This window comes from Lentilactobacillus parabuchneri DSM 5707 = NBRC 107865, assembly GCF_001435315.1.
In the GTDB taxonomy this organism is placed as follows: domain Bacteria; phylum Bacillota; class Bacilli; order Lactobacillales; family Lactobacillaceae; genus Lentilactobacillus; species Lentilactobacillus parabuchneri.
Genome location: NZ_AZGK01000004.1, coordinates 163,050 through 188,547 on the forward strand (window position 1 = coordinate 163,050; position 25,498 = coordinate 188,547).

Annotated in this window: 27 protein-coding genes; 11 read left to right on the forward strand and 16 right to left on the reverse strand. The window is 44.6% G+C overall.

Annotation, left to right across the window (positions count from 1 at the left end; all coding sequences use genetic code 11):
• The first annotated feature begins 127 nt into the window (after positions 1-127).
• From FC51_RS05970 to FC51_RS05985, 4 genes are all read left to right on the forward strand, one after another.
• Positions 128-619, forward strand: a complete 492-nt coding sequence (locus tag FC51_RS05970) for an 8-oxo-dGTP diphosphatase (protein ID WP_057909935.1) — start codon at positions 128-130, stop codon at positions 617-619.
• 45 nt (positions 620-664) lie between these two features.
• A complete protein-coding gene (locus FC51_RS05975) occupies positions 665-1,555 on the forward strand; it encodes a diacylglycerol/lipid kinase family protein (RefSeq protein ID WP_057911223.1) in 891 nt (296 codons plus the stop codon).
• Between the two features lie 415 nt (positions 1,556-1,970).
• On the forward strand, positions 1,971-2,360 hold the full coding sequence (locus tag FC51_RS05980; RefSeq protein WP_225355063.1) for a MarR family winged helix-turn-helix transcriptional regulator: 390 nt from the start codon (positions 1,971-1,973) through the stop codon (positions 2,358-2,360).
• Between the two features lie 24 nt (positions 2,361-2,384).
• Positions 2,385-3,581, forward strand: coding sequence for a CynX/NimT family MFS transporter (locus FC51_RS05985; protein ID WP_225355062.1), 1,197 nt, complete (start codon positions 2,385-2,387; stop codon positions 3,579-3,581).
• A 79-nt stretch (positions 3,582-3,660) separates the two neighbouring features.
• Here the strand turns inward: FC51_RS05985 and FC51_RS05990 are convergent, their stop codons facing one another.
• The 5 genes from FC51_RS05990 to FC51_RS06010 form a co-directional block, all read right to left on the reverse strand.
• Positions 3,661-5,085: an NAD-dependent succinate-semialdehyde dehydrogenase gene (locus FC51_RS05990; RefSeq protein ID WP_057909933.1), complete on the reverse strand. Its 1,425-nt coding sequence runs from the start codon at positions 5,083-5,085 to the stop codon at positions 3,661-3,663.
• Positions 5,086-5,275: 190 nt separating this feature from the next.
• Entirely contained in the window at positions 5,276-6,625 is a 1,350-nt protein-coding gene (locus tag FC51_RS05995) for an MFS transporter (RefSeq protein ID WP_057909932.1), read from the reverse strand.
• A gap of 107 nt (positions 6,626-6,732) precedes the next feature.
• Positions 6,733-7,179, reverse strand: coding sequence for a universal stress protein (locus FC51_RS06000; protein WP_057909931.1), 447 nt, complete (start codon positions 7,177-7,179; stop codon positions 6,733-6,735).
• 71 nt (positions 7,180-7,250) lie between these two features.
• Positions 7,251-8,825: an Nramp family divalent metal transporter gene (locus FC51_RS06005; RefSeq protein ID WP_057909930.1), complete on the reverse strand. Its 1,575-nt coding sequence runs from the start codon at positions 8,823-8,825 to the stop codon at positions 7,251-7,253.
• 176 nt (positions 8,826-9,001) lie between these two features.
• Positions 9,002-9,469 (reverse strand): MarR family winged helix-turn-helix transcriptional regulator, encoded by a 468-nt coding sequence (locus FC51_RS06010; RefSeq protein ID WP_057909929.1) that lies wholly within the window; start codon positions 9,467-9,469, stop codon positions 9,002-9,004.
• 114 nt (positions 9,470-9,583) lie between these two features.
• Between FC51_RS06010 and FC51_RS06015 the strand changes: the two genes are divergently transcribed.
• Positions 9,584-10,177 (forward strand): NAD(P)H-dependent oxidoreductase, encoded by a 594-nt coding sequence (locus FC51_RS06015; RefSeq protein WP_057909928.1) that lies wholly within the window; start codon positions 9,584-9,586, stop codon positions 10,175-10,177.
• Between the two features lie 51 nt (positions 10,178-10,228).
• Positions 10,229-11,008, forward strand: a complete 780-nt coding sequence (locus FC51_RS06020) for a tyrosine-protein phosphatase (protein ID WP_057909927.1) — start codon at positions 10,229-10,231, stop codon at positions 11,006-11,008.
• 44 nt (positions 11,009-11,052) lie between these two features.
• Here the strand turns inward: FC51_RS06020 and FC51_RS06025 are convergent, their stop codons facing one another.
• Positions 11,053-11,913 (reverse strand): helix-turn-helix domain-containing protein, encoded by an 861-nt coding sequence (locus tag FC51_RS06025; protein ID WP_057909926.1) that lies wholly within the window; start codon positions 11,911-11,913, stop codon positions 11,053-11,055.
• A 178-nt stretch (positions 11,914-12,091) separates the two neighbouring features.
• Here FC51_RS06025 and FC51_RS06030 point away from each other — a divergent pair, with 178 nt between their 5' ends.
• From FC51_RS06030 to FC51_RS12665, 4 genes are read left to right on the forward strand one after another with little or no spacing between them, the layout of a single operon-like run.
• Positions 12,092-13,210 (forward strand): acyl-CoA dehydrogenase family protein, encoded by a 1,119-nt coding sequence (locus FC51_RS06030; protein ID WP_057909925.1) that lies wholly within the window; start codon positions 12,092-12,094, stop codon positions 13,208-13,210.
• A 12-nt stretch (positions 13,211-13,222) separates the two neighbouring features.
• Complete coding sequence (locus FC51_RS06035; protein ID WP_057909924.1) at positions 13,223-13,996, forward strand: electron transfer flavoprotein subunit beta/FixA family protein; 774 nt, start codon at positions 13,223-13,225, stop codon at positions 13,994-13,996.
• A 14-nt stretch (positions 13,997-14,010) separates the two neighbouring features.
• Positions 14,011-14,805: an electron transfer flavoprotein subunit alpha/FixB family protein gene (locus FC51_RS06040; protein WP_338092700.1), complete on the forward strand. Its 795-nt coding sequence runs from the start codon at positions 14,011-14,013 to the stop codon at positions 14,803-14,805.
• Positions 14,806-14,811: 6 nt separating this feature from the next.
• The gene (locus tag FC51_RS12665; protein ID WP_338092701.1) at positions 14,812-14,976 is read left to right on the forward strand and encodes a hypothetical protein; all 165 of its coding nucleotides are present in this window, start codon (positions 14,812-14,814) and stop codon (positions 14,974-14,976) included.
• Positions 14,977-15,273: 297 nt separating this feature from the next.
• On the opposite strand, the gene FC51_RS06045 is transcribed toward FC51_RS12665, so the two are convergent.
• Positions 15,274-16,128, reverse strand: a complete 855-nt coding sequence (locus tag FC51_RS06045; protein WP_057909922.1) for a hypothetical protein — start codon at positions 16,126-16,128, stop codon at positions 15,274-15,276.
• Positions 16,129-16,160: 32 nt separating this feature from the next.
• Positions 16,161-16,577, reverse strand: coding sequence for a hypothetical protein (locus tag FC51_RS06050; RefSeq protein WP_057909921.1), 417 nt, complete (start codon positions 16,575-16,577; stop codon positions 16,161-16,163).
• 46 nt (positions 16,578-16,623) lie between these two features.
• On the opposite strand from FC51_RS06050, the gene FC51_RS06055 reads away from it, so the two are divergent.
• Positions 16,624-16,902 (forward strand): hypothetical protein, encoded by a 279-nt coding sequence (locus FC51_RS06055; protein ID WP_057909920.1) that lies wholly within the window; start codon positions 16,624-16,626, stop codon positions 16,900-16,902.
• Between the two features lie 47 nt (positions 16,903-16,949).
• Here FC51_RS06055 and FC51_RS06060 read toward each other — a convergent pair whose 3' ends face one another.
• The 8 genes from FC51_RS06060 to FC51_RS06095 form a co-directional block, all read right to left on the reverse strand.
• The gene (locus FC51_RS06060; protein ID WP_225362356.1) at positions 16,950-17,798 is read right to left on the reverse strand and encodes a D-alanyl-D-alanine carboxypeptidase; all 849 of its coding nucleotides are present in this window, start codon (positions 17,796-17,798) and stop codon (positions 16,950-16,952) included.
• Between the two features lie 410 nt (positions 17,799-18,208).
• Complete coding sequence (locus tag FC51_RS06065; protein ID WP_057909918.1) at positions 18,209-18,904, reverse strand: DUF4430 domain-containing protein; 696 nt, start codon at positions 18,902-18,904, stop codon at positions 18,209-18,211.
• A gap of 17 nt (positions 18,905-18,921) precedes the next feature.
• A complete protein-coding gene (locus FC51_RS06070; RefSeq protein ID WP_057911225.1) occupies positions 18,922-19,968 on the reverse strand; it encodes a prenyltransferase/squalene oxidase repeat-containing protein in 1,047 nt (348 codons plus the stop codon).
• Positions 19,969-19,987: 19 nt separating this feature from the next.
• On the reverse strand, positions 19,988-20,692 hold the full coding sequence (locus FC51_RS06075; RefSeq protein WP_081037524.1) for an ECF transporter S component: 705 nt from the start codon (positions 20,690-20,692) through the stop codon (positions 19,988-19,990).
• Positions 20,682-22,346: an ABC transporter ATP-binding protein gene (locus FC51_RS06080; RefSeq protein WP_057909916.1), complete on the reverse strand. Its 1,665-nt coding sequence runs from the start codon at positions 22,344-22,346 to the stop codon at positions 20,682-20,684. The genes FC51_RS06075 and FC51_RS06080 overlap by 11 nt, the downstream gene beginning before the upstream one ends.
• A complete protein-coding gene (locus FC51_RS06085; RefSeq protein ID WP_057909915.1) occupies positions 22,334-23,230 on the reverse strand; it encodes an energy-coupling factor transporter transmembrane component T in 897 nt (298 codons plus the stop codon). Before FC51_RS06085 ends, FC51_RS06080 begins: the two co-directional genes overlap by 13 nt.
• A gap of 99 nt (positions 23,231-23,329) precedes the next feature.
• Entirely contained in the window at positions 23,330-23,929 is a 600-nt protein-coding gene (locus FC51_RS06090) for a pentapeptide repeat-containing protein (RefSeq protein ID WP_057909914.1), read from the reverse strand.
• A 1-nt stretch (position 23,930) separates the two neighbouring features.
• Entirely contained in the window at positions 23,931-25,304 is a 1,374-nt protein-coding gene (locus FC51_RS06095) for a cytosine permease (protein WP_057909913.1), read from the reverse strand.
• Positions 25,305-25,498 lie beyond the last annotated feature (194 nt).

The following is a 25,498-nucleotide window of genomic DNA, read 5'->3' on the forward strand; positions in this document are numbered from 1 at the left end:
AAATGAGACACAAAATAAAACTCGTTTCATCGCCCAGCCAAGAATCCCCTCACCCTTCTTGTCCCAGCTTACTATCTACTTTATACTAAGCACCAAAGGATATATTAACGATACGGGAGGCAGTTAAATGACATATTCACGTTCCGAACCAATTGAAATGGTCAACATGTGCATGATCTATAATGAACAGACTCGAGAAGTGCTGGTAGAAGACAAGACCGACGTTGCTTGGAAGTTCGGTCACACCTTTCCCGGTGGCCACGTTGAAAAAGGCGAGTCATTATACGATGCCATGGTCAGAGAAGTCTTTGAAGAAACCGGCCTCAAGGTGAGTCATTTGCAGTCATGCGGGACAGTTGAGTGGTTTAATGAAACCCCCGCGTATCGCCGAATCGGATTTCTATATAAAACGACTCATTTTTCCGGTGAACTCAAGCAATCTGACGAAGGCAAAAACTATTGGCTGCCATTAAAGGACCTCAACGAAGCCAACACTGCTGAAAGTTTCATGAAATTCCTCAAAATTTTCACTGATCCTGATACAGTCGACGCCACTTCGCCGATTATGAACGGATCGCTGACGATAATCCCTAAAGACGACACAACTCGCGAATCATAATATAATGATGTTGTAATCCTAGGATCGATGAATAGGAGGTGCAACATGAAAAAGTACGTCATTATCTATAATAAGAATGCCGGTAAAACCGATAATCAACAGATTGCGACTGATGCCAAGACGCTGTTGGAAAGTAATGGCAAAACAGTTGACTTACGCCAGACTAAATCCCGAGATGACGCGGTTCACCAAGCAGAAATCGCTACCGAAAACTACGATTGTTTAATTACCATTGGTGGTGACGGGTCAATCAATACCGCCTGTGAGGGCTTTTTAAAGGCAGGGAAGGCCATTCCTCTAGGAATCATCCCCGGTGGCACGATTAATAATTTTGCCCGGGCACTGGACATCCCGCTGAAAGTCGATGACGCCATCAATAACCTTCTGAACGGCGAACCAACGGAAGTGGATTTAGGTGCCATCGGAGACACACCGATGATTAGCAGCCTGACACTGGGCCGACTTGCCGACATCGCCAGGAACGTGAAGGACGACGAGAAGAAAAAGTTTGGCAAGGCGATCTATCTAGTCAAGGGCTTCAAGGAGTTATTCACCAACCGCTCTTACAAGCTGAAGATTACCGCAAACGGTCACACTGAAACCTTACGTTCGCAAATTCTGCTCATTACAACAACGAACTCGGTCGGCGGCTTCATTGCCTTTAACCCCGACGCGTCTTATGATGACGATTATCTGCACGTTTTTATTTTGAAGAGCTTTACACCGATGAAATTGCTGACGTATTTACGCTATTTCATTACGGGAAATCTCAAGAACGCCAAGGGTGTCAAATACTTTAAATGCCAAACGGTTAAAATTGAAAACCAGTCCAAGCGTGACATCCAGGCAAGAATTGATGGTGACCCCGCCATGTCGCTGCCAATTACGGTCAAAACAAAGGCGGATTTTTTGAGGGTAATTGTGCCGAGAGTGTGACGAGGGCTGGGTGATGCGGTTTCTAAGGCAGCTTTGGTTTAAACCCTGCTTTTGGGTTTGAATCAAAGTTCCCTTAGAAATTAGTATCAGGCTCGTCGGAACACGTTTTATCTAAATAACAGCCCCCCTTACAAATTGAAATCATGCTTACATTCCTTAGACTCGCATCAAAAGAACCGACCAATCATGAATGCAACTCATTCATCGTTGGTCGGTTCTATTACGTTTAAAATCAAACTTGTCATCTACGAACCAATTTCATCCAATCCCAGCACGCACTGCATTTTCACCCCTCAGGTTGCATTTTCCCAAAGGACGTGTAGAATGATTAGTGTTTGTTTTCGAACACTTCAACTAAAATGAGGTGATCATCATCAATACCCAACAACGCGACTTACTCAAAGAAATCATCTTTTTGAATCGCGGGATTCGGCGAACGGAACGCCGACTTTTGCGCAAATACGCCAGAAAACACGGCCTGGCTCCAAATGAGCTTTTATTAATTGATACTTTGGTGGACTTCCCTGATAACTCAGTCATCGGCTTGGCAGAGATCTTAGAACTCAACAAAAGTACCGTTTCCACCATCATCAAGGGCTTAATTGCAAAACAGTTAGTGTCTCGTCAGGTCGACCCGGCTAATCAAAGCCGCTTCAAGTTAAACGCGACTGTCAAAGGACGCAATTTATCTGAAGGAATTTATAACGCCTATTTGGATGAACTCAACACGGTTTTTTCACTCGACCAACTCGATTTAGGAAAGATCAAGGATGTTCTGACCCGCGTTCACAGTCACATTCAATAATTTTTTATGAGAGGAAGTACTTTTGTGCAAACAACAAAGCAAACTAAACTTCAAATGATCTTAATTATCCTATTATTAATCTTAATCGGTGCCAATCTAAGAACTGCCTTAACAGCCGTTCCGCCGATATTAAACCAGATTTCCGATACTTTTCACCTGCCGGCTTGGTTTTTGGGCAGTCTGACCACCATTCCGTTACTCTGTTTTGCCATTATTTCGCCCTTCGTTAACCGGCTGGTCCATCGATTTGGGATGATGCCGGTGATTACCGCCGCCTTAATTGGCTTAGGGATTGGATCCTTTGTCCGTATCTATTCATTTCCGGCACTGCTTATCGGAACCTTGCTGGCGGGCAGTTCGATTGCTATCTTAAATGTCTTGTCGCCTGCCGTTGTCGGTAAATATTTTCCAAGTAAGATTGGGGTCATGACCAGCGTTTATACCCTGTCGATGACGGTCTTCAGTGCATTAGCTGCTGGACTCAGTTCACCAATTTCCGGCGTTCTTGGCTGGCAGTCAACCTTGCAATGGTTGGCCATTTTCCCGGTCATCACATTGGCGGTGATGTTTTTCAACCAATCCGTTCAGAAAAAGCCTTCCGCAAACACGATTCAACACAGTGGCGCAACTCGCCAAACCAAGCCTGTTTGGAAACAACCGCTGGCTTGGTCGCTCACTGTGTTCATGGGACTTCAATCGTTGTTATTCTATACAATCCTAACATGGGTACCGTCAATTTTCGTCTCTCATGGGATGAGTCAAAACACTGCCAGTCTCTTGTTGGGGCTGTTGCAGTTGTCGTCACTTCCAATGGCCTACCTCATTCCAAACTTGGCGGGCAGAAGAGAAAAGCAGGCACCGTTAATGCTGATGATTTTCTTGTTGTTTTTCTTTGGCTTGGGTGGCTTGATGATCGAAACGCCATCAATGGTCATCGCAGTCATTTCCTGCATCCTACTGGGATTTGCAACTAACGCAGCCTTTAGTATGTCGATGATTTTATTTTCCCTCAAAACAAAAGATCCGTATGAAACTTCGGCAGTCTCCGGGATGGCCCAATCCATCGGCTATCTGGCGGCTTCGGTCGGTCCAATGATGGCTGGCTTTCTTCACAGTCAATTCAATTCTTGGACGATCGCGCTGGTCTGCCTGATCGTGATTGTCGTGATCATGACCGGTGCTGGATTGATGATTGACCGGCAACAACATGTCTTTAATTGATAATTAAACATCCTGAAAAAAAGAAGCAGTGTGCGAAAAATGCACACTGCTTCTTTTTGTAATCCGAGTAATGATTCAATTATTCAGCTGGATCAACTGCAACCAATCCACCGGCTAAATTATCCATGTTTGGCTTGTCAGTCTTAACGATTAATTGCTCGTTAACGAATGCCATTTGGCCAATGTGGCTCATTTCACGGCCGTAGCCTGAGAGTTTAACCCCACCAAATGGAAGTTCAGGTAATGTTGACATAAAGTTGTTAACAAAGACCATCCCAGTTTCAATTTGTGAAGCAACTTCGGCACCGTGGTTAGCGTCGCCGGCAAAGACGATTCCACCCAGTCCGTAAGGGTTGTCGTTAGCAAGATCAATTGCTTCTTGCTCACTGTGAACCTTGTAGACACATGCGATTGGGCCAAATAATTCAGTCTTGTATGCTGGATTATCTTTATCGATGTCAGTCAAAATTGTTGGCTTGAAGAATTGACCTGGTAAGTCAATTGGTTCGTTGCCATAAACAACTTTGGCGCCATTGGCAATCGCTTCATCAAGTTGTTTTTGTAATTTATCCTTTGATTTCTTGGTGTTCATTGGCGCCAAGCTCGTCTTAGGATCAAGTGGGTCGCCTGGTTTGAGTTGGTCAAATTTTTGCTTCAAATTCTCAACGAATTCATCGTAGACATTGTCCATCACAATGAAACGCTTGGAAGATGTACATACTTGGCCAGTGTTGTAGATACGTGCCCGCCATGCAATATCGTTGACATCATCCATATTGGCATCGCCTAAAACGATAAATGGATCCATGCCGCCAAGTTCCATGGTGTTCTTCTTCAAGTTCTTACCAGCAGCACCAGCAACGGCTGTACCACCACGCTCAGAACCGGTTAAAGCAACGCCTTGAACACGAGGATCTTCGATTGCTTCTGTCACCTGATCGTATGAAAGGAACAGGTTGGTTAACGAACCTTTAGGGGCACCAGCTTCAGCAACCACGTCAGCGAACATCTGGGCTGAGGTTGGTGTGTTGGCAGCGTGTTTTAAGATCATTGGGTTTCCGACCATGAAGTTAGGTGCGAAAACACGCATGATTTGGTAGTAAGGGAAGTTCCATGGTTCAACCATCATGACAACACCAGTTGCGTGGTGCTGAATTTCAGCATCCCCAGTTGCAATAGTATCAATCTTTTCCGGTTTTAATAATTCTTCACCATGGTCTGCGAACCAGTCAGCGATTAACGCAACCAATTCAACTTCGCCTCTTGATTCACCAATTAATTTACCCATGTCAATTGTGCAGGCACGAGCCAATTCATCTTCGTGATCACGCAGCTTGTCAGCAACGTTATGAAGAATCTTAGCCCTTTCTGAAATATCTTGTTTCTTCATTGTTTCATACAAATCATGACCAGTTGCCAATGCAGCCTGCAGCTCGTCGTCAGTCGCAAATGGATACTCCTTTACAACTTCATTGTTGAAAGGATTAACAGTACGATATGCCATTATATAACCTCCTATAATTTGGATAAATCTGTAACGCCCTAAATTAAATAGACATTTCAACATCCAAATATAGAATATCATGTCATGAAAATGGATACAACAAAAAGCATTGTGATTTTCAAAATAGTTCACGAGGTCAATAATAAACATATGTTATTTCTGAAAATAGGTTACATTTCACAAGACGGTCTTAAGCCGTAACGGCCACCTTTTTTGTATCTTTGATTTTAAATACCAAGAAAATGGCAATTATTTCCAAGATGAGAAAGGTCAGGAAAACGCCGTTGAAGTTTTTGTCACCCAAAACCACGGTGGCGATCACAATGGCGGTTGACCCCATAATCTGTCGAATCGTGGAGATGATTGATGATCCATGGGGGATCAAATCGTTGGTCAATGAATTGGCACCCAGCGTCGTTGCCGGCATCATAGCGAATGCGTTACCAGATTCGATGATAATCGAGCAAAGAATGGCCACCCACACGTTCTTCAAACCTGACAGCAGCAATAAGGCAGCCCAGCCGACGATAAACAGGCCAAAGCCAATCATAATCACCGGCTTAAAGCCGATTCGATCTGCCAGTCGGCCGCTTCGCCGATTTAACCAGGACAACACTGCAGCGGCTGGAACAAGCGCCAATCCTGACCAGAGTGGTGTCAGTCCAAGAATCTGCTGGTAGTATAGCGGCATGATAATCGTAACCGTAATCAGTGACATGTAGGACAGCGAGGTTAACGCCACGCCCAAATCAAAGTTTAAAATCGACAAAATATCTAACCGAAGTAATGGTTGTGGCATTCTCAATTGGCGACGAACAAACAGCACCAACAGAATTAATGAAACAACTAAAATAATCCAGTTCAGATAACTGCCGGAAGTCATATGTGAAAGTTCGTTAATAAAGTACAGTAGGCCAATGATTCCAAGCGACATCAAGACCGACACAAAGTCGAACTTCGTGGATTCAATCTTCAGTGGACTAACAACTGTTTTGAGTGCCAGTAAGAACACAATCGTCAACGTAATGAGGAAAAAGGCAAAAATCGCTTCCCACGGGAAAAATTGCAGTAAGACACCAGAAATAATTGGGCCTACCGCCAATGCGGACCCCATTACCAGGCCAACGGTCCCCATAACGGTTCCCCGTTGACTGGTCGGTGTGATTTCCAGAATAATCGATTGGTAGGACGGAAATAAGACACCAACGCTAAATCCTTCCATTAAACGGCCGAGCATCATCACCAAAAAATTAGGCGCCCAGATAATAATGAACGTTCCGACCACAAAGTTGACCAGCAACGTCAGATATAATGGCTTAAACCGAAAATTTTTCATCAACCACGGCGACAGTGGCATCACCACCGACATGATTAGCATGAAGCCGGTCGTCAACCAGGCAATCGTACTGGCTGGCAAATTAAAATAGCGCATAAATGTCGGATAAGCAGTCGATAATGACGACTGACTAATTGACATGGTAAATGTTCCCAGCAGCAACGTGGCAATGAACCACTTGCGGCTTTTTTCTGTAAGTTCCAAGATAATCCCCCTTTTTGACTTATCAAAATAAGGCTGGGACACCGGTAAAATCCCGATATCTAAGCCTTCTTGTTTGATTAATCCTATTTATCTATGAATTCTCGAAACTATCGGACGATCATTACGGAAATCGGTGAATATTTGGCCATATAGGCTGCTTGGGAACCAAAGTACTTTCGTACGCCAGTCTTTGAAAGTGATCCGACAATCAACAAATCTGCGTTGGTTGCTGGAATGACCCGCTTCACGATTGTCTCACCAGGGTCTCCCTCATCAATGACGGTGTCAACCTGCTTAACACCTGCCCGCAAAGCCAACTGACGATATTGTTCAATATGCTTGGCCAGCTCTGAGCGCTCACCGTGAACATAGTCCTTGCTTAAAGCCTGAAATACATTGACATTATCTTCTTCAAGAATTGAAGTGATGATTAGTCGTGCGTTTGATTGACGAGCTTCGCGGATTGCATAACGAAATGCAAGTTGTGCATCCTCCGAATCATCAACACCCACTAAAATCCGGTCAAATTTTTGACCACCTGCTTGATTTGCCATTCTAAACATTCCTTTCACACATCATTTAATCTCTCTTAAAAAGTACTAAGTTTATCACAACTCTATTTATACTACTCTTCGTGGGCTGCTTCAAACTTTGCCTGCAATTTTTTGTTGGTCTTATGGATATCCCAAATCATCCAGGCCAATAGTGCCAGCACAAGGAAAATAACAACGTATGAAAGATTGTCAGCCATTGCAACCTGCCCCTTTGACGCATTGTCGCCTAAGAAGGCTTCAAACTGTCCAGGCAGTCCCTTCATGTTCAGGAAAGTTAACGCAATAACTGAAATCCAGCCAAGAATCTTGATAATCCATGAGTTCTTGAAGCGGTCATGCATTTCAATCTTATTATCCGTGAACATCAATAACGGCAACATTGAAAATGGCAAGGCAAATGCCAGGAACACCTGAGAATTATTCATCAATGTATTCAAAGCCTCATGCTGCTGGATTGGCGATTCTTTGCCAGTCATGGCCACACAAATCAAAACGGGCACAACTGAAATTAAACGGGTCACCAATCGACGCATCCAAAGCGGCATGTGCATATGAATAAAGCCTTCCATAATGACTTGACCAGTTAACGTCCCAGTAATAGTGGAATTTTGACCTGAAGCTAACAATGCAACGGCGAACAAAATGGAAAGGATTCCTGATTTCGCCACCGCAATCAAAACCCCGTTGCTTAACGTTGATGGGTCTGATAGTGCTTGGAATAAGCCGAAGAACGAGGGATCCTTGACGGTGCCACTCTTAAATACTGCAACTCCCATGATCAAAAGTAAGGAGTTGACCAAAAACGCCATTGATAATTGAATGTTTGAATCCCATGTTGAGAAACGCACCGTTCGAGCAACGTCTTCTTCATCGCTATGATCCACTTTTCGCGTTTGAGAAACGGCAGAGTGGAGATACAGGTTATGAGGCATCACAGTCGCACCAATAATCCCCAGTGCACCAGTCAAAGGTGTTTGGCCACCAATATGGGGTGACGAAGAGAATGTTTCACCGTTTGGCACCAAGCCTTTGAAGACGCCGAGCCAATCAGGATGGGATAAAGCGACTTCGTAGGCGAACACGACGAAAATAACAAGGATCAAGCACACCACGATCGCTTCAATCTTTCGAAATCCAATCTTGGTTAACAGCAATAATAGCAATACATCAAATACAGTAATGAAAACTGAAATAACTAGTGGAATATGGAATAGTAAATATAAAGCAATTGCGGCCCCAATAACTTCCGCAATATCAGTCGCCATAATGGCCAACTCGGTTAGAATCCATAAAACATACCCAAGGGCACGGCTAGTTCTGGCCCGGATGGCCTGGGCCAAGTCCATTTGCGTCACAATGCCCAGTTTAGCTGCCATATATTGAAGCAACATGGCAATTAAACTCGACATTAAGATAACGGACATCAATAGGTATTCAAAATTTTGTCCACCGGTAATCGAAGTCGACCAGTTACCGGGATCCATATACCCCACGGCCACTAACGCACCGGGCCCTGAATATCCAAATAACGTTCTCCAAAAACCTTTTCCCTTTGGAACAACAACTGTTCCGTTAATTTCTTCCAACGAAGGACCATTCGCGTAGTGAATCAAATGTTCCTTTTTTGGCTTTTTTTCGTCTGACATCGCAGTACCTCCTCTATGTTTGTACAATTCTAATATTAGCATAGTTTAAATCAATGTAAATCTTTAATTAGGGTCGCCTAACTTTGATTTAATAAGTAAGAGAAATCCTTTTTTGGTATATCAAGAATGAAAGCGGTTAGCAGTTTCCGAAATTATTTTGAATTTTATTTGGAATCTTACTGGCGGATTTTGTTGATTGCGGCTAAAAAGGATGCGATTGTTTCCAACTCACCTTTAGAATAACCGGCCGCTAATTTTTCAAGCTTAACGGCCTCAACTTGATGATACTCATGGTGAAGTTGATTGACTTTCTCACCAGCCGTCGTTAACTGAACAAAGGTATCTTTCTTATTGTTTGGCTGGTGAAATTTGGACACTAATCCTTTAGTAGTCAGCTTGCTGAGGACCTTTGAAACCGCCCCCTGTGTCAATGGCACTGAATCGACAATCTCCGCGATTTTAGCACTGCCGTCTTGTGGCACCGCACTTAAGACGTGAAGGTCATTGATGGTGATTCCCATTCTGGTATTGACGTCACCCAAGTCGGTTTCTCGAATTTTTTCCAAAATCGTGGCGTCGACATCATGGCTCCGAAACGTCTCCAATTCAGCTGCAATTGTTTCAATAGCAATTTTCTTTTTCATTTTAAATTCCTCGGAATATATATTGACTTTAGATTTAATTTGATTATAATTATTATATTCCTTGGAATATAAAATTAAAAGCAGTTACATCAATCAAATTTAAAAGAGGTTTTTATGAACTATATTATTGTATTTGATCATCCCTATACCCTGAGTTCCAGTCAAAACGTTCCCCATCGACGCAGCTACAGTGCGGCCGTTGCACAACATACTATTGATTATTTGAAGAAAGCCGGTCACAGCGTTGATGTGATCGACTTACATCAGGACAATTTCGATCCAGTCATGCATGCGGCCGACTTAGCGGCATGGCGAACCAAAGCGTCATTGAATCCTCAAGTCGACGATTATTTTGACCGCTTGAAATCAGCCGATGAAATCATCTTTGTTTTCCCTTTGTGGTGGGAAGTCATGCCGGCAATGACGAAAGGCTTTATCGATAAGGTTTTCAGCAAGAACCGCATTGTCTCAAAGCACCCCAAAGTCATCTTGCCAAAACAGCCGACCATCCAAATATTGACGGTTGGTGGAACCCCTACCCTACTTTATCGAGTGGTATACGGAAATCCCGTGATGAAAGCACTTGGTCGGGGTACATTTAAAAAGATCGGGCTGAAAAAGGTCCGCTGGCATCATTTCAACCCGGAAGATGAAACAGTCAGTAAGCGTCAACGAGATTTAGAGCACATTGAAAAGTACTTAAAATAAGTGGCTTTCAGTTCATGAGGCTTATAATGGTGCTATCAGGGGGAATTTCGCATGACAATCACGCTTAAAAAGTTGTGGCTGGCGTTGGGCGTTGGCTTGGTTGCACTCACCGCCAGTTGCGCATCGTCTGCCAAGACACCCAATCTCGGCACCCACATCAAACTGACAAGGACCGCCAATACCCGCGACCTTGGCGGCATCAAAACAAAAAATGGGCTGCATATCCGACAAGGACGACTATTCAGATCAGATGCTTTGACCAACCTCACGCACCACGATCGATTGGACCTCCAAAAAAAACACGATGTTAAAGCCGTAATTGATTTCCGCTCAAAACCGGAAATCAAGCAGCGACCGGATAGTCGAATTTCTGGTGCCCGTTTGCATCAGCTCAATATCTTAAGCAATTTGTCGTCGGGCCGCAACCGCATGCCGCAATATTATCGCCAACTTGTCACGGATAAACAAGATATTCGGGCATATCGATCCATGTTCAAAATTCTGCTCCAACAAAAACAAGGGGCTGTTTTGTACCACTGCACCTATGGCAAAGATCGGACCGGTATCGCGACAATGTTGATACTGAGCAGTTTGGGCGTCCCCAAAACCACCATCATGAAGAACTACTTGGCGTCCAACCGTTATTTATCCGCGTCAAAGCTCCCGCAATACAAAAAAGGCCACTGGACCCCCGTCCGGTCTGCCTACCTTAACGCAGCGTATTCAGCGATTGACCAACGATCAGGTTCGATGAAACAGTACCTAAATTCCGAAATGCACCTTTCAACTACCGACATTCAAAAGCTCCGAACACGCTACCTAACCAAATAAAGCACTCAGACCACCATCTCAAATGAGATGATTGTCCGAGTGCTTTATTTTTGGCTATTTTGCTCGATTTGGTCAATTTGTTTGATGAGATTTTGGTTCTTGTTGAAGCGGGCAAAGGCAGCCGCGTCATTCAAAAGTTCCTGAACGTGTTCGGAGTATCCGTGGCTGGCCTGTTCGTTTAAGGCTAAATGATACTGAGCACGGGCGACGTAAAAGGTGACGTGCCGTTGTGAACTCAGATTAATCAGCGACTGAAGCAACATGTTGCTGATGTCCAATTCATTTTGTGCGCCATAGAAATTCCCAGTGTAAAACAGCATCGTGAGTGACTTCCAAACCGAATCGACATCGGTGTTGGAAATCGTCTTCAAACGTTCCGGCATTTTTGAAAAATAGAATTCTGCTTTATCAAAGTTGCCGGCCTGCTGGTAGGAAATCCCCATGCCCACGTATGCCAGTGGTGAATAAACGGTGCTGTGCTCCTCATCATAGCCGTTCAAAATCTGATCAAAACAAAAGATGGCTTCGTCAACGTCTTCTCGGCTCAATGCCAATGCATACCCCTTGATGAACAAATATTCCATTTTTATCTGCTTATCGTCAATTTGATCAATTTGAATGCTGGTCAAAATTTTTAATGCTTCGTCATACTCTGTCGTAATCAGGTCAAATTCCGCGTGCCGCAATTCGTCCCTGACTTCGGAATCGTTATCCGACTCACTGGGGAAAATGTCGCTCAGTGAAAGACCCAGCCGCTGGCAGAGCTGCGTCAAAATCTTAGTCGAAATCATCTTGCCGTTATTTTCAAACTTACTAATGGTGGCTTGCGTACAGATTCCCTTAGCCAATTCGCTTTGGGAATAACCAAGCTCTTTTCTGCGATTAATAAACCTTTGAATGTCCATTTTCCCACTGCCTCCTGGTTATCCCCGAAATTATTTATGACCTAATATTATCATACTATATAAGCTTACATCAACCATCACGTCATTTTATATACGATATTATATTGACTTTTGGAATAACGGGCTATATAATTTTGGAATATAAAGGATTGTGAACGCATGCACAGGAGGACTCAATATGTCGATAACATTAGATCAAAACAAAATGCTGATTCAAATGATCAAGGAATTTACTGCCAACGAATTAGCCCCACTTGATATGGAAATTGACCAACGTGGTGACTACACGGACGGCTTGTTCCAGAAGGTCGTAGACACCGGCTTGCTGGGAATGACCCTTCCCCGGGAGTTTGGCGGTGCCGGCTTTGACTACGTTGCCACAGCCCAGGCACTTGAACATATGGCTGCCGGAAACGCCAGTATGGCTGTTACCTTGGAAGGTCATTTCAAAACGATCGAACAGTTTATCAAGTATGGGAATAAAGCACTTAATGATGCCTACCTCCCCAGTGCAACAAAACGGATTTTTGCTTTTTCGATGACCGAACCGTCTGGAGGCTCCAACCCCAAAGGAATCTCAACCCGGGCCATCAAGCAGGGTGATAACTGGGTCATCACTGGCGACAAGATTATGATTACCAATGGTGGTCTTGCTGAAGTCTACTGCGTTCTTTCGAAGACTGAAGATGACCAGTTGGCCGTCTTCGTGGTGGACAAGGATATGCCCGGATTTAAATTCGGCAAACGAGAAGATTTCATTGGCTTAAAAGGCGTGCCAGTCGGCGAAGTCGTCCTGAATCACGTGGTCGTTCCCGAGAGCCATTTGTTAGGCGTTGTCGGTCAAGGCTTGGAGATCGGTGATAACGCCCATGCAGACGCGCGAATTCTGATGGGTGCCGTACTTGCCGGCATCATGGATCATGAGTTGGCCACGGCTGTCAGCTATTCAAAAGAACGAAAAGCCATGGATACGCCCCTCTACCAACTTCAAGTCACCCAGGAGAAAATCGCCGATATCGCCATCGCCAGAGAAAATACCCGGGCATTATATCAAAAAGGCGCCACAAATAAAGTAGCCAACCAACCGTATGATGAAATCGCCGCAATGGCCAAGTCATATGGGAGCCGATCGGCTGTTTTATCTGGAGACAAAGCGCTTCAAATTCTGGGCGGTTATGGCTACAGTCACGAATACCCGGTTGAACACCTCATCCGAGATGCCAGAGCCATGGAGCTCGCTGAAGGAACTATTGAAAAAATGAACGTTGAAATCACCAATGCAGAAATTGCCAAGTAAGGAGTGGACTTCATGAAAATCGTTGTCGGCATTAAACAAGTTCCAGAAACAGATTCAGTCAAAATTGACCCCAAGACAAACAACCTGGTCCGATCAGGAATCCAGGGAATAATTAATCCATTTGATAAAAATGCAATAGAAGCCGCCCTTCAGCTTCGTGATCAAGCGGGTGGCGAGGTGATTCTCCTCAGTATGGGGCCCGACAGCTACACGACGTCACTTCGAGATGGAATGGCAATGGGCGCAGACCGTGCAATTTTGGTGAGCTCACGGGCGTTTGGTGGTGCCGATACGTTGGCAACGGGTTATACCCTGGCCAAAGCAATCGAGGCCATCAAAGACGTTGATTTGGTGTTATTTGGTCGTCAATCCGTGGACGCAGATACCGGCCAGGTGGGACCGATTGTTGCCGAATTTCTTGATTTCCCACAAGTTACTTTTGCCGAAACGTTGAGCTTAGAATCTGCCAACACCTTGGTTGTCGAACGACAGCTGGATTCGGCCGTTCAAGATATTAAGCTGACCCTACCAGCGGTCGTGACCGTTCGCAAAGAACTGAATACCCCGCGTTACGAAACCCCGTCAAATATCAAAGAAAGCTTCGATAAGCCAATCACCACCTGGACTGAAAAGGATTTAGACCTTGATCCGTCAATGATTGGCCAAGCCGGTTCACCCACCAAGGTCACCAAGGTTTATGCGCCAACCAAAGAAGTAAAGAAAACAACTGTCTTACCAGATGACCCAACCCAAGCTGTTTCAGAACTGCTTGGCAGCTTGGATTGAGAGGAGTCAACATGATGAATAACAATGAAATTTGGGTATATATCGAAACAAGCGGCTCCAGAATTGAGCCAACCAGCCTTCAGCTGATTACCAAAGCAAAGCAGATTGCTGACGGTCGTAAAGTCGTTGCCGTCGTTCCGGAAACCACTGCAGTAACCGTTGAAACAACGCTTAAACAATACGGTCCTGACCGGATTGAAACGTTGATAGCCGATCAATTCGCAACCGCAACCGATGAAGAAATCGCTGACGCACTCTTCCAAGTGATCAATCACAACCGACCAGACAGCTTGCTTTTCCCAGCTACTATTTTAGGGCGATCAGTTGCACCTCGTCTGCAGGCAAAGCTTCAGACCGGCCTGACTGGCGATTGTTTGGATATCTTCTACAAAGATGGCCAGCTGGTTCAAGTTAAGCCGACCTATGGAGATAACGTGATGTGTGATATTGTCTGCCCAGACGAACGGCCACAGATGGTTACCGTTCGACCAAACACTTTCCGGGCAAAGAAAACCAACGATACTGTCTCAGAAATCACCAAGGCTGTCTTTGACTTCCACAAGCAAGCCGATAGTCAGGTAATCGCCACCGAGCCAATCATTAACAGCTCATCTAAATTAGACGATGCCAAAGTTGTCATCGCTTTGGGTCGCGGTGCCTATAACGAAAAAAACATTGAACTGGCCAAAGACCTAGCCGCAAAACTCGGTGGCATGGTCGGCGTCTCCCGGCCATTAACCGACGAACCGGAATTCACCCACGATGATCAAATCGGCATTGGTGGTGCCAAACTATCAGCCGACCTGTGAATCAACTTGGGGATTTCAGGAGCGGTCCAATACACCGTTGGAATTAAGAACGCCAAAAAGATTGTCTCGGTCAATATTGATAAAGATGCCCCAATTTTTGAAGAATCGGACTTCGCCTACGTTGGTGATGTAACGGACTTTTTGACTGCATTTGCAAAGCAGGTCAGGTAGCATTATCCTGATTTAGTAATTTAATAAAATCCGAATTGACTACCAAAAAATCGCTCAGCGGTGAAAGAACCGGAATTGTTCTTTCACCGCTGAGCGATTGTTATACGCGCTTTATCCTAATTATCTGGAAAGTTTTAAAATGACTACTTCGCCGTACCTATTCATCATTTGTCAGTATAGAAAAAACTTACCGGTAACTAGATCCGTTTCTAATAGGACCAAATAAAATTAGCGATCCCACGATCCTGTTCTCTAACTCAAATCGACCATTACAAATTTAATGCCATTTTGCTAGAGTTATTTTGCAGTAGCTAAATACAATAACGTACCATTATTCTGACTATCATCTAGCTGATAGGATGGATATGGGCTAGTGAAGTACGACTTAGGACTGTCTTGTGCGCCGTCCCATGACGCAATGCCAATATTATAATTCTTCATGCTTTCACGCTTAGAAGGTGTATAGCCATTCGCATTTAAAATGGTTTCAATATAATTAATTCTAGGACTGATCGGTTTGCCCGCCGTTTTACTTAAATACCACATGCTATCGTCACCAACTTGAGTTGATCCGGCCGGCTTCAAATCATTCAAATAAATATAATTAGTGTAATTTGGTGCTAACGTTGGTTTAGCGTTAATACTCGTTGCTGCAGCTTTCGATAAATCGAGTTTAAGCTGTGAGTTGGGAAAGAGTTTCAAAATGGCTCTAGTTAATCTTTGCGAACGATCAGTTTGAACATAATTAATAAAAGCTGATTCAGATGTAAAACTAGCAGGTGATTTCGCCAGTAAGCGGGTGAGATAGCCACTCCAAACCCACCCTTTAACCTTAAGATTGGAGCTAGCGCCAACGTAATAGTACACAGCTCGTTTACCCGTGTAGTTTTTAACTTTGGCGTAGAAAACATACCAGTTAGAGTTAGGGTAATTCTTAAGATTATGAAGCTTCTTAGTGTGGCGATAATCCCACAAATAAGCTGAGTGTGAAACTGATTTAGCTTTATAAGGGACCGCCCCAACTTGTGCCTTATGATAATCGAATGAATAGTTGGCTGGAACAGCGCTGGCTTGAGCTTTATTATCCGAAATAACTGTGAAGCCAAAAATTGTTGCTAACAGAATTATGAGCGTTAACTTGAGTCGGTTCATTTAAATATCCCCCTAAAATATGCCAATACTTTTTAGTTATCTTCTGGTAATTGATTTGGATTATTACCTTTAGATTCATTAGGATTATGCCCTTTTGTTAAATAAACACGCCAAACCCAACCGGTATTGTGTTGGCCATCAACCTGATAGTACACACGCTTCTTAGACCCCTTCTGAAGAACCCAAACATCAACAACGTTCCAAGTTTCATATGGATACTTATTCAGGTTTGAATGTTTGCTAACGGTTGGCGTATTCCAAAGAATGGCACTCTTCTTTGGACTTTTTGCATGGTAAGGGACTCCTGGATAGGCTCTGCCCTTAATAACTTTCCACCCCGATTTAAGAACGATTCGTTGTTGTGCCGATACGGACATCGTCGTGACTGGGAGCATGAAGCCGATCACAAAGACACTCAAAACTATAGTTAATAGAATTCTGTTTTTCATTCAGGTCCCCTCTTTTTAAATCGATTATAGCTGAAAAGATACAGCATTGATAGTTTTAGAAACTGAGGTCAATGGCTATTACTGCGAACAAAAAATGAGTATGCATGAAGTTAATGTGGCATTATCTATTGACAAAACTCGCTCACCTTGGAATATTTTGGGCTCTACTCCCGTTGAACGTGTCATAACCTTTTCAGATTTATCTGGGGCAGTAGAAATCGAAGCACCACAATTGACCGGTAATGACATTCTGTTTGGAATTGAGCAGGGAACGTCCGGTAATAAAACTCATTATATTTACCGTGTTCAAAAATCTATTTTTTAACTGAAAAAGCCCTTCCTGAATAAGGAAGGGGGTACATATTACTTACTTTATTTAGGGATTCCCAATTGGATTGAGCATGCGCCGTAATCTTGCATATCTCGAAAGTTTGAAAGCGTGACTGGGTATCGGTACTTGTTAGCGATGTTTAGTTCACTTTGCCGATAAAAAGATTCCGCATAGCCGACGATGTTTAAACCAATATCATAGTTAGACATACTATTTCGCTTATCTTGATCGTATCCCATCTCTGAAAGCCGTTGATCAATTAGCTTAATGGCTTTAGAAGGGGCCATCCGTTCATAGTAACTGTAATTTCCCTCACTATCAAAAGAATTCAAATCTATCCTTTTAGTACTTGTAAATTCGTTCAATAAATCCGTTTTTTGGGGTAAGGAAACATATAAGCTTTTAGACAGATCTAGGTTAACTTGGGAATTGGGAAACAGCTTAGCAACCATTCGCGTTAGCTTTAACGCTTTGTTGCTACTTAAATCGTTAAGGTAGGCTTGTTGGCTATTAAATATGACTGGTAGCTTAATGATACTTTTTTTGAAATAACCATACCAAGCAATCCCTTTAACCTTTTTATTGTATGCCGAATATAGCTTGTAATACACTTGATTCTTACCTTTAACCGGCTTCACAAATGCCTTGGAAACCAACCAGACAGTATTAGGATAATTCTTTAAATTGTGAATCCGTTTGGTTTGGGTATTGTTCCAAATATAAGCTTTTTGACTTTTAGTGCTTGAATAATACGGAATTGGTCCTGTAAATATGGAGCCATCGAAAGAATAGTTGCTTGGGATAGTGTTCGCTGATACTGAGCCAATATTTAATAAGCCAAGGAAAACAGCCCCTAACAGTAACAAAAATGACAAACTTCTTTTTAGCATCCTAAATACCTCCATTACTTATATTGTAACAAAAAGATTCTGTATTTGGGGTCAATAAAACATCCATAAAGAATAACGATAGGTCTTCAAAACCGACACAACCCAACAATGGTGAGTTAATCAAAATCAAAACGGCCTAGTTAAATCACCCACCGATGCTGACAATTGCCACATTGTAATTACCTACGTCGATGACCGCAGTTACATTAAGCAGTTGGAAAAGACTTGGATCAAAGCCAATAAGTGAGCCATATTTTAAGAAAGATCAAGAACCCCACTTAACTTCCACAGCTCTATCAATCATTTCAAAAACCACTAAAAGCGATGCACTGGAAAAACCAAATGATTTTTCCAGTGCATCGCTTTTGTCGACAACCTATGTTTATGTTAATTTTTTCCCATCATCAATTCTATTCACTAAATCCGTTCACCGTAAAGTACCAATGAACTTGGTCGCCCGGTTTAATCAATTTATCACCCGCCGACTTGTCAACATACTTGCCGTTGACCGAATACATCCAGCCGCTGCCGGGCTTGATATCATTTTCCTTCAGTCCGTTAATGGCACTGACGTAAATGGCCGGACTGCTGGTATAGGTGACTTTTAAATTGGTTTGTTTGAGAAGCGTAAAGGCCGTTGTCTTCTTGGTAATGCTTAGATTACCTGAATAAAACTGCTTCTTATACCCAGAAACTTTGAGGTAGGCCCTCCCAACCGTATTCGTTGATCGGTGAGTTGTGGCCGTCTGCTTTTTAGTGGTCGCTTTGGGATGCTGAGACGTGGATGACTGTTTAGCAGTCGCATGATGAGCGGCTGCTTTCTCAGGCGTATGAGCTATCGAAGACGCCCGATCCGCTGTTTGATGATGAGCAGCCTGGTGCTGGGACTTGCTGTGATGTGGTTGACTGGAACTGGACTGCTTTTTTGGCTTGCTTGAAGAGGAAGTCGAACTTGAGAATACCTTAGGCTGGCTGCCGGAATCCATCTTGGCAACCGCTTCGGTCTTCGGATGCTGCTCCGCTCGGTTGGCGATCACCTCGCGAACCCCAAAGGCCAGGCCCAGCGCAATCACAATTCCAATGACGACTCCAATCGCTTTTTTCATAAACCCATTCCTTTAACTTACTTGATTGTATAAACTGATTGGTGCTTGAGCGCCTGCCGGTAAGCCGCATTTGCCAAATTGACCTGACCCACACCTAATGTTTGAGTAGCGGCCCCCTTAATTGAGCCGGTTGATCGAACATAACCGAGCATCGCTTTCAAAGGTGAAGCGGTTTGACCTGATTTAAAGTAACCGTTGACGTATTTCAACGTCGATTGCTTAGTTGAAAATGCGATGATTGCTTCAGCAGTTGAGTTGGCGTTGGGGTAAGTCTTACCCATGTACGCGTAACCAAACGCACCACTTGGGTAAACCGCATTTTTAAGGTAAGTTTGCCCCTTGGCAATCGCTGATTTAACGGCTGCAGTGGTTGACTTGCTTCGAGCCAATGCGGTAACAGCCATTGCCGTGGTGTCGCTGTCTGTATTGGCAAGCTGATTATTATACGCCCATCCCTTGTTACTGAGCTGATTCTTAACGATCACCTGACCCAAGCCGGCCTTTGAAAATTGTGCGTTGCTTGGCCGCTGGTAATTACCAGTCGATAAAGCAATTAATGCCTGACTTTGGACAGTCACAGTCTGCTTCGTCATGGATTTACGATAAAGTGCCGCAACCAGGTTTAGGGATTTCTTAGCGCCGGTCTTGTGGAGCTTCTGTGGATTCAAGCCAACCGCCTTGATTGCGATAATAGCAGTTGCCAAATCAGCAGGGGTACTCTTCTTATTCAATATTAGGCTGTTAGCGACCCGTGTTCGCTGTGTCTTGGTAAACTTGTACCCCAAGCCTTTAAGCCCCAGGAGAAAGTCTGAATAGCCATAAACGGCCCCAGTCGTCGGATAGGCTTTTTTACTAAATATGTAACTGGTCTTACCGGAAAAGCCGGTCCGGTTCTTGGATAACATCTTCTTGGCGTATTGATAACTGGCCTTGGTCTTTGATTGTTGGTAAGCAGTTGAAGCAGTCTTAACACTGGCGGCGTTAACGGTTGCCAGCGGTGAAGCGGCACCGGCTAACAATAAGCCGGCCATTGATAAAGTCACTAATTTTTTAATGTGTTTCATAAGTTATCCATCCCTTGATTTATTGTTTGGGTAAAAAACTGTATTTTCGGTCCAGCCGGTTAAACAGCTTTTCCCAAGTTCGATATAGTAATCCAATCAGCACAACGTTTGATAGACAATGGTTCAAATCAAATCCAGCGCTCGCCACAAATGCCAAAATAAAACTTTTCGGCGTTAGTGGGGTCACGTAAGCCAAAGCATACCAAAGATCCATCATCCAGCCAAACACAAATCCCCAAACGCCGCCAAAAACAATCATCGCTATCAGGCTGTGACGAAACTTGGTCCGGCCGATAAAGCCGGCGGTCAGTCCCATCAACCCCCAGGCAACCATCTGCCACGGAGTCCACGGTCCCTGCCCCAAAAACATATTTGAGACCAGCGCTGTCGTCGAACCGGTCACAAAACCCAATTCCGGTCCAAGGACCACCCCGCCTAAAATAATCACAAAGCTGGCAGCTTGAACGCTGGGAATCGAGGCAAACGGGACGCGGCCGGCAACCGCCAGCGCAATCAAAATGGCCACAAACATTAACGTCTGTGTCTTCAGCGGTTGGTGTTCAAACCGCCAGTAGGCAGGAAGAAGCGTACATAAGAGCACCATGAAGCTGAATAGCAAGAAATATTGATTTTTTAACAACAGTACTAAGACTAAAAAAACAGCGATCAGCGAAAAGACAAGAAGCATTCGGCTGAGATAAACTGCCCGTTGATTATGAAACATCGCCACTCGTCCCTTCTGATTTAAGTGTAACATCATCCACCAATATTGCCTCAGGAACTTGGCTTCTCAACAACCGATTAATGGGTGTTGTAAAAAAGAAGTTATCAGAAAAAAATTCTCTGGTCGGCAAAATGGTGTTGAGGTGACCATCAAACATAAACGCACAGTGTTTCGTATACGCCGCGCAAAAGGCCATGTCGTGGCTGGCCATCAAAATCGTCGTCCCGCTTTGGTTGACTTCTAGTAGCCACTTGCCCAACAACTGTTTGGTATATGGGTCCAACCCCTTGGTGGGCTCATCTAAAATCAACAACTGTGGCTTGGCCAATAATGCGATAGCCAGACCCAAAAGCTGCTGCTGACCGGCACTAAGGTCAAACGGGCTGTGGCTTTTAACCGAATTCAGGTGCAAACGGGCAATCATGGCCTCAATCGCTTCGTTTGAAACGGTTTGTGGCAGTTGGTCCGCTTGATTTTGCAGTTCTTCCAGAACGGTCTCGGCCCCAAATTGAAGTGCGGGAGTCTGTGAAAGAAACGAAATTTTAGACAGCCGGTCGCCAGTTGGCAGCCGCCAAACAATCTGCCGGTCAAATTTGATCTTCCCATGCTGGGGAACCCTCAGCCCAGCCAGCATCGTCAGCAAAGTCGTTTTCCCCGAACCGTTCTTGCCAACGATTGACAGCCAGTCACCCTTATGCAAATCAAGGGCCAAGCGATCGACAACGTTATTGGCGTGGTCAAAAGAAAACGAAATATCTTTGGCACTCAATATGACAGGTTTGGCCGCTGCCCTATGCATGTCTTGAATGGCCGACTGAAATTCCAGGCGCTGCTTCAAGATAGCAGTCTGGCCGTCAGCGACCGAAATCGGCAGTTTTTGATCGGTCAACTTTAAGTTCAAAAATAGTTTGGGAACGTCCGGCACGAAGTATTGGAGCTTGGCATCTGCCGCCATCTTGGGAATCCCGGTCGCCGGGTCGCCAACAAATGAAAGCTGGCGATCTTGGATCAGGACCATCGTATCAGCTAAAGCCAGTGCCGTTGACAAATTGTGTTCTGTCATCACAATTGTCATCCCCAACTCATGGTGGATCCGTTCCAAGACATCAAAAAAGTGCTGGGTTGAAAGCGGGTCCAGCTGTGCGGTCGGTTCGTCCAATAGAATAATATCGGGACGTAAAATCAAAACCGATGCTAAATTAACTAATTGCAGCTGGCCGCCGGATAGGCTGCCAATCGTATTGTGCAGCAACTGATCGAGTCCTAAATAGTTAGCCAATTCGGCAATTCGCCGCTCAATTTCTTCACTGGGACAGGCGATGTTCTCTAGTGAAAATGCCAATTCGTCAATCACAGTGTCCATAATCGGCTGTACGGCGGGGTCCTGGGGAACATACCCCACCGTTTTCGCGCTGGTCAGTTTATCCAAACTATCGAGAGGCCGTTGATTAATCAGAATTTGGCCGGATCGAGTCCCATTGGGCAGTAATTCCTTTTTAAAATGATTGATCAAAGTGGTCTTGCCACTGCCGGTTGCACCGGCGATGACGACAAATTGACCGCGAAAAATCGTCAGATTAATGTCGGCTAAGGCAGGCTGAGGGCTGTCAGGATATGTAAATGTCAGATGGTGTGTTTGAATTAATTCCTGCATGCGCGATAAGCTCCTTCAAAAACCAGTGGGCCGATTAATAACATACCCAGGCTGACCGCTGCTAAAAAGTCGTCAGTTGCCCAAAAGCCGGTAAAATCAGCGACTGATTTCGACCAACCGAACTGGCTGCTTCGAACCACGATCATCCCAATAAAAACGACTAACGAACAGCCCAAAAACATCCAATCAGTGGCATGCCAACGATACGTCTGATAATGGCTGCGTTTGGTCGCCCCAAAGCCCCTGGCATCCATCAACCGAGCCGATTCCATCCCTGACGCCAGCGAATCCTCTAAGAGAATCTGCAGGAGTTTACCCGCATTTCGAATCCGAACGCCGATAGAACCGGCTTCAACGTTCAAGTTTCGGGTCTTCTGCAGCATGGCCAGTTCGTGAAATTGATGATTGAAGGTTTTGACCAGATGAACTGACATCACGGCCAGCAATCCAAGTTTCGGCGTCATTGGTGAAAAGACATAAACCAAGCGATTGGCGGGCAGAATAACATTCAATATCCCAAACACCATCAGCATTTCCACCAGCATTAGGCCCATGACGGCACCATAGATTAGGGCAGGCAACGAAGCCCGAAACGTCAACCCGAAGACCGAAAACTGTCCAAGTGTTGGTGCAAACTTTTGGTTCAACAAACAGTTAAAGAAAACAATCGTTAAAAAGAGCAACCCATTCCACTTGAGCTGCTTGAACACAGGCCGCCAGCCCATATAAAATCCGCTAACCGCCAACAAGCCGGCAAATCCAACAACTGCGACGGAAACGTGGTTAAACAAAAGCAGCCCAACCACGACTTCAACGAAGTAAACTGCCGAAACGACTGGGTGAAGCTGATAAAAAAATGTCATTCGTATCGGCAATTGCTGCATGGTTAGACTGCTCCTTTCAAATCGATGTTGACCCTGAATGACTATTATATCATCAACAAGCGTTTGAATTTTGAGTAACTCCCAAATTATTTAATTGACTTAGTCTTCAACAATCACTCCCAGCATCGCGACGATTTGTCCGGCCTGCCAGGGGTTAATTTTTAAGCCGGCGATCAGTTCGGGGTTGACGATGAGGTCATCAAAAGTTGCCTTGGACAGATCAATTCCCTTCATCCGTGTATCGAGAAAATCAATCTGGTTAACGTCACAATTGTTAAACGACAGTGCCTTTTTGACGGTCACGGCCTGAAAGCTGCTCTCGACTAGATTGCAGTCGACAAAAAAGCTGTCTTCGAGCTTAATTTCACTGAAATTGGCATAGTGCAGGTTGGAATCTCTGAACTGGCATTTCTTAAGCAGCGTCCCCATCGAAAAGTCGGCGCCCATCAATTGAACGTTGGTAAATTGGCAATTAGAAAAGTAACTCTTGTGAAAACTGGCGTTCAAGAAGTTACAGCCCTTAAAGGACACGTAACCCCAGTCGCTGCCGTCAAAGTTGCTTTGTTCAAACGCGCAGTGGTCAAACACAACCTCGTTAATACGAATTAATTGGTTGGAAACTGTGATGGTGCAATTTAAATACTCGTTATCCGGTTCGACATCGTCCAAGCTCAATGTCTGTTTCTCAATCGTTGCCAAATTAATCCTCCTGCAGTTGGTTGCGATAAACAAGTCGACTGACCACGTAGTAAATTACGGCCGCAATCATCATCGAAATAAACGTTGCACCAACTGAATTCGCCAATACCGGCACTTGCTTGACGTAGCCGTACGCGATCACCGCAATTAGCCACGACCCAATCGCAATCCAGTTAATTCCACCGGTATACCAGTATTTGCCGGTTCGAGAGGCAAAGTGTTCGACCCGGTACTTCCGCTTGGCGACGACGTAGAAATCAGTCAAGAAGATGGCAATCTCAGGTCCTAAAAACATCCCAATACCATCCAAAAAGGCGGTAAAAACATTCAGGAAGGTGGAATAAAAAATTGGAATAAAGGTCACAAACACCGCGACAATCGTCACGGAAACGATGCTTACAGTCAACGACAAGCGTTTGGTCATGTTGGTCAGCGCCGATCCAGCCGACATCAGGTTCACCGCATTGGCCGTTGTACTGGTAATAATGATCACGAGCATCGCCAAGACTCCAAGACCCAACTTGCTGGCAATCGTGGAAGGATCCGAGTTGTTGGCATCGAAGTGATTTAAGGTAATCGCAGTCGCAATTGTCGAGATAATCCCAATCATCGCAAACCAAATCAGTCCTAAATTAGCCCCAAAGAACGGTGCCCAAGTCGAACTGGCCCGTTTCTTTGAAAAACGGGTAAAGTCGCTGGCTGCGGTCACCCAGGCTAAATTAAAGGCGGCCAATACATCCACGGCTTGGCCCGGCGTCATTTTCAGAGCAGCCGGTGCGTGCCACGAAACAATTTCAGATAACGACACGTTTTGGAAGACCACGATTGATTCCCAAATCACCAAGATAAAGACCAGAATAATGCCAATTCGTTCAATAATCCGGACGGACTTTTCGCCCATCGAAATACTGAGTAAATGCAGAATGCTCATCACGATAATTCCTGAAACCAACCCCTTCAATCCACCGGGCTTACCATAGACCGGCCAGCCCAAGACGTCGTGGAGAATATAACTAATTGAGGTTGCCGCGATAAACGTATTCACGGCAGCCCAGCCGATAAATTGGACAATGTTGATCACGGATGGTAAAAAACTGCCCTTAAGCCCAAATGATGCCCGGGTCAACGCCATTGCGGGCAACCCGGTCTTATAGCCCATATATCCGGACAAGGCCAGCAAAAAGTATGTAATGACACCCACGATGATCAGCGTGGTCGAAGCTGTCACAAACCCGCACGCCGCAATCACGCCGCCAACGTACCAGGTTCCGTTATTGGCGTTTGCGCCCACCCAAGTCGCAAACATATCCCAGTAGGATTGATGCCGATGTTCCTTTGGAATCGATTCAACGCGCCCAAAACTTTTGTCTTCCATGAAGATAATCTCCTCTACTCATTTAAGTCATCCCTCAAACAAAAAATGCACTCCAACTCTATCCGAGTCAAAGCGCATTTTAATCCAGACTATCGCTGGTAAAAAACAACATCATTAATGGCTTCCTTGACAGACTCTCTGGACTATTTAAAGGACTTAATTTTATTGTCATTATACGTGAGGCTTGAAAAAAA

Excerpts from the sequence above, each read along its gene's own strand:
- FC51_RS06000 (WP_057909931.1), bottom strand. The coding sequence starts at position 7,179 with ATGGCAAATCAAGCAGGTGGTCAAAAATTTGACCGGATTTTAGTGGGT.
- FC51_RS05990 (WP_057909933.1), bottom strand. The coding sequence starts at position 5,085 with ATGGCATATCGTACTGTTAATCCTTTCAACAATGAAGTTGTAAAGGAG.
- FC51_RS05975 (WP_057911223.1), top strand. The coding sequence starts at position 665 with ATGAAAAAGTACGTCATTATCTATAATAAGAATGCCGGTAAAACCGAT.
- FC51_RS06015 (WP_057909928.1), top strand. The coding sequence starts at position 9,584 with ATGAACTATATTATTGTATTTGATCATCCCTATACCCTGAGTTCCAGT.
- FC51_RS06095 (WP_057909913.1), bottom strand. The coding sequence starts at position 25,304 with ATGGAAGACAAAAGTTTTGGGCGCGTTGAATCGATTCCAAAGGAACAT.
- FC51_RS05970 (WP_057909935.1), top strand. The coding sequence starts at position 128 with ATGACATATTCACGTTCCGAACCAATTGAAATGGTCAACATGTGCATG.
- FC51_RS06030 (WP_057909925.1), top strand. The coding sequence starts at position 12,092 with ATGTCGATAACATTAGATCAAAACAAAATGCTGATTCAAATGATCAAG.
- FC51_RS06020 (WP_057909927.1), top strand. The coding sequence starts at position 10,229 with ATGACAATCACGCTTAAAAAGTTGTGGCTGGCGTTGGGCGTTGGCTTG.
- FC51_RS06035 (WP_057909924.1), top strand. The coding sequence starts at position 13,223 with ATGAAAATCGTTGTCGGCATTAAACAAGTTCCAGAAACAGATTCAGTC.
- FC51_RS06070 (WP_057911225.1), bottom strand. The coding sequence starts at position 19,968 with ATGAAACACATTAAAAAATTAGTGACTTTATCAATGGCCGGCTTATTG.
- FC51_RS06040 (WP_338092700.1), top strand. The coding sequence starts at position 14,011 with ATGAATAACAATGAAATTTGGGTATATATCGAAACAAGCGGCTCCAGA.
- FC51_RS06045 (WP_057909922.1), bottom strand. The coding sequence starts at position 16,128 with ATGAACCGACTCAAGTTAACGCTCATAATTCTGTTAGCAACAATTTTT.
- FC51_RS06080 (WP_057909916.1), bottom strand. The coding sequence starts at position 22,346 with ATGCAGGAATTAATTCAAACACACCATCTGACATTTACATATCCTGAC.
- FC51_RS06060 (WP_225362356.1), bottom strand. The coding sequence starts at position 17,798 with ATGCTAAAAAGAAGTTTGTCATTTTTGTTACTGTTAGGGGCTGTTTTC.
- FC51_RS06025 (WP_057909926.1), bottom strand. The coding sequence starts at position 11,913 with ATGGACATTCAAAGGTTTATTAATCGCAGAAAAGAGCTTGGTTATTCC.
- FC51_RS06050 (WP_057909921.1), bottom strand. The coding sequence starts at position 16,577 with ATGAAAAACAGAATTCTATTAACTATAGTTTTGAGTGTCTTTGTGATC.
- FC51_RS06085 (WP_057909915.1), bottom strand. The coding sequence starts at position 23,230 with ATGCAGCAATTGCCGATACGAATGACATTTTTTTATCAGCTTCACCCA.
- FC51_RS06075 (WP_081037524.1), bottom strand. The coding sequence starts at position 20,692 with ATGTTTCATAATCAACGGGCAGTTTATCTCAGCCGAATGCTTCTTGTC.
- FC51_RS06005 (WP_057909930.1), bottom strand. The coding sequence starts at position 8,825 with ATGTCAGACGAAAAAAAGCCAAAAAAGGAACATTTGATTCACTACGCG.
- FC51_RS06010 (WP_057909929.1), bottom strand. The coding sequence starts at position 9,469 with ATGAAAAAGAAAATTGCTATTGAAACAATTGCAGCTGAATTGGAGACG.
- FC51_RS06065 (WP_057909918.1), bottom strand. The coding sequence starts at position 18,904 with ATGAAAAAAGCGATTGGAGTCGTCATTGGAATTGTGATTGCGCTGGGC.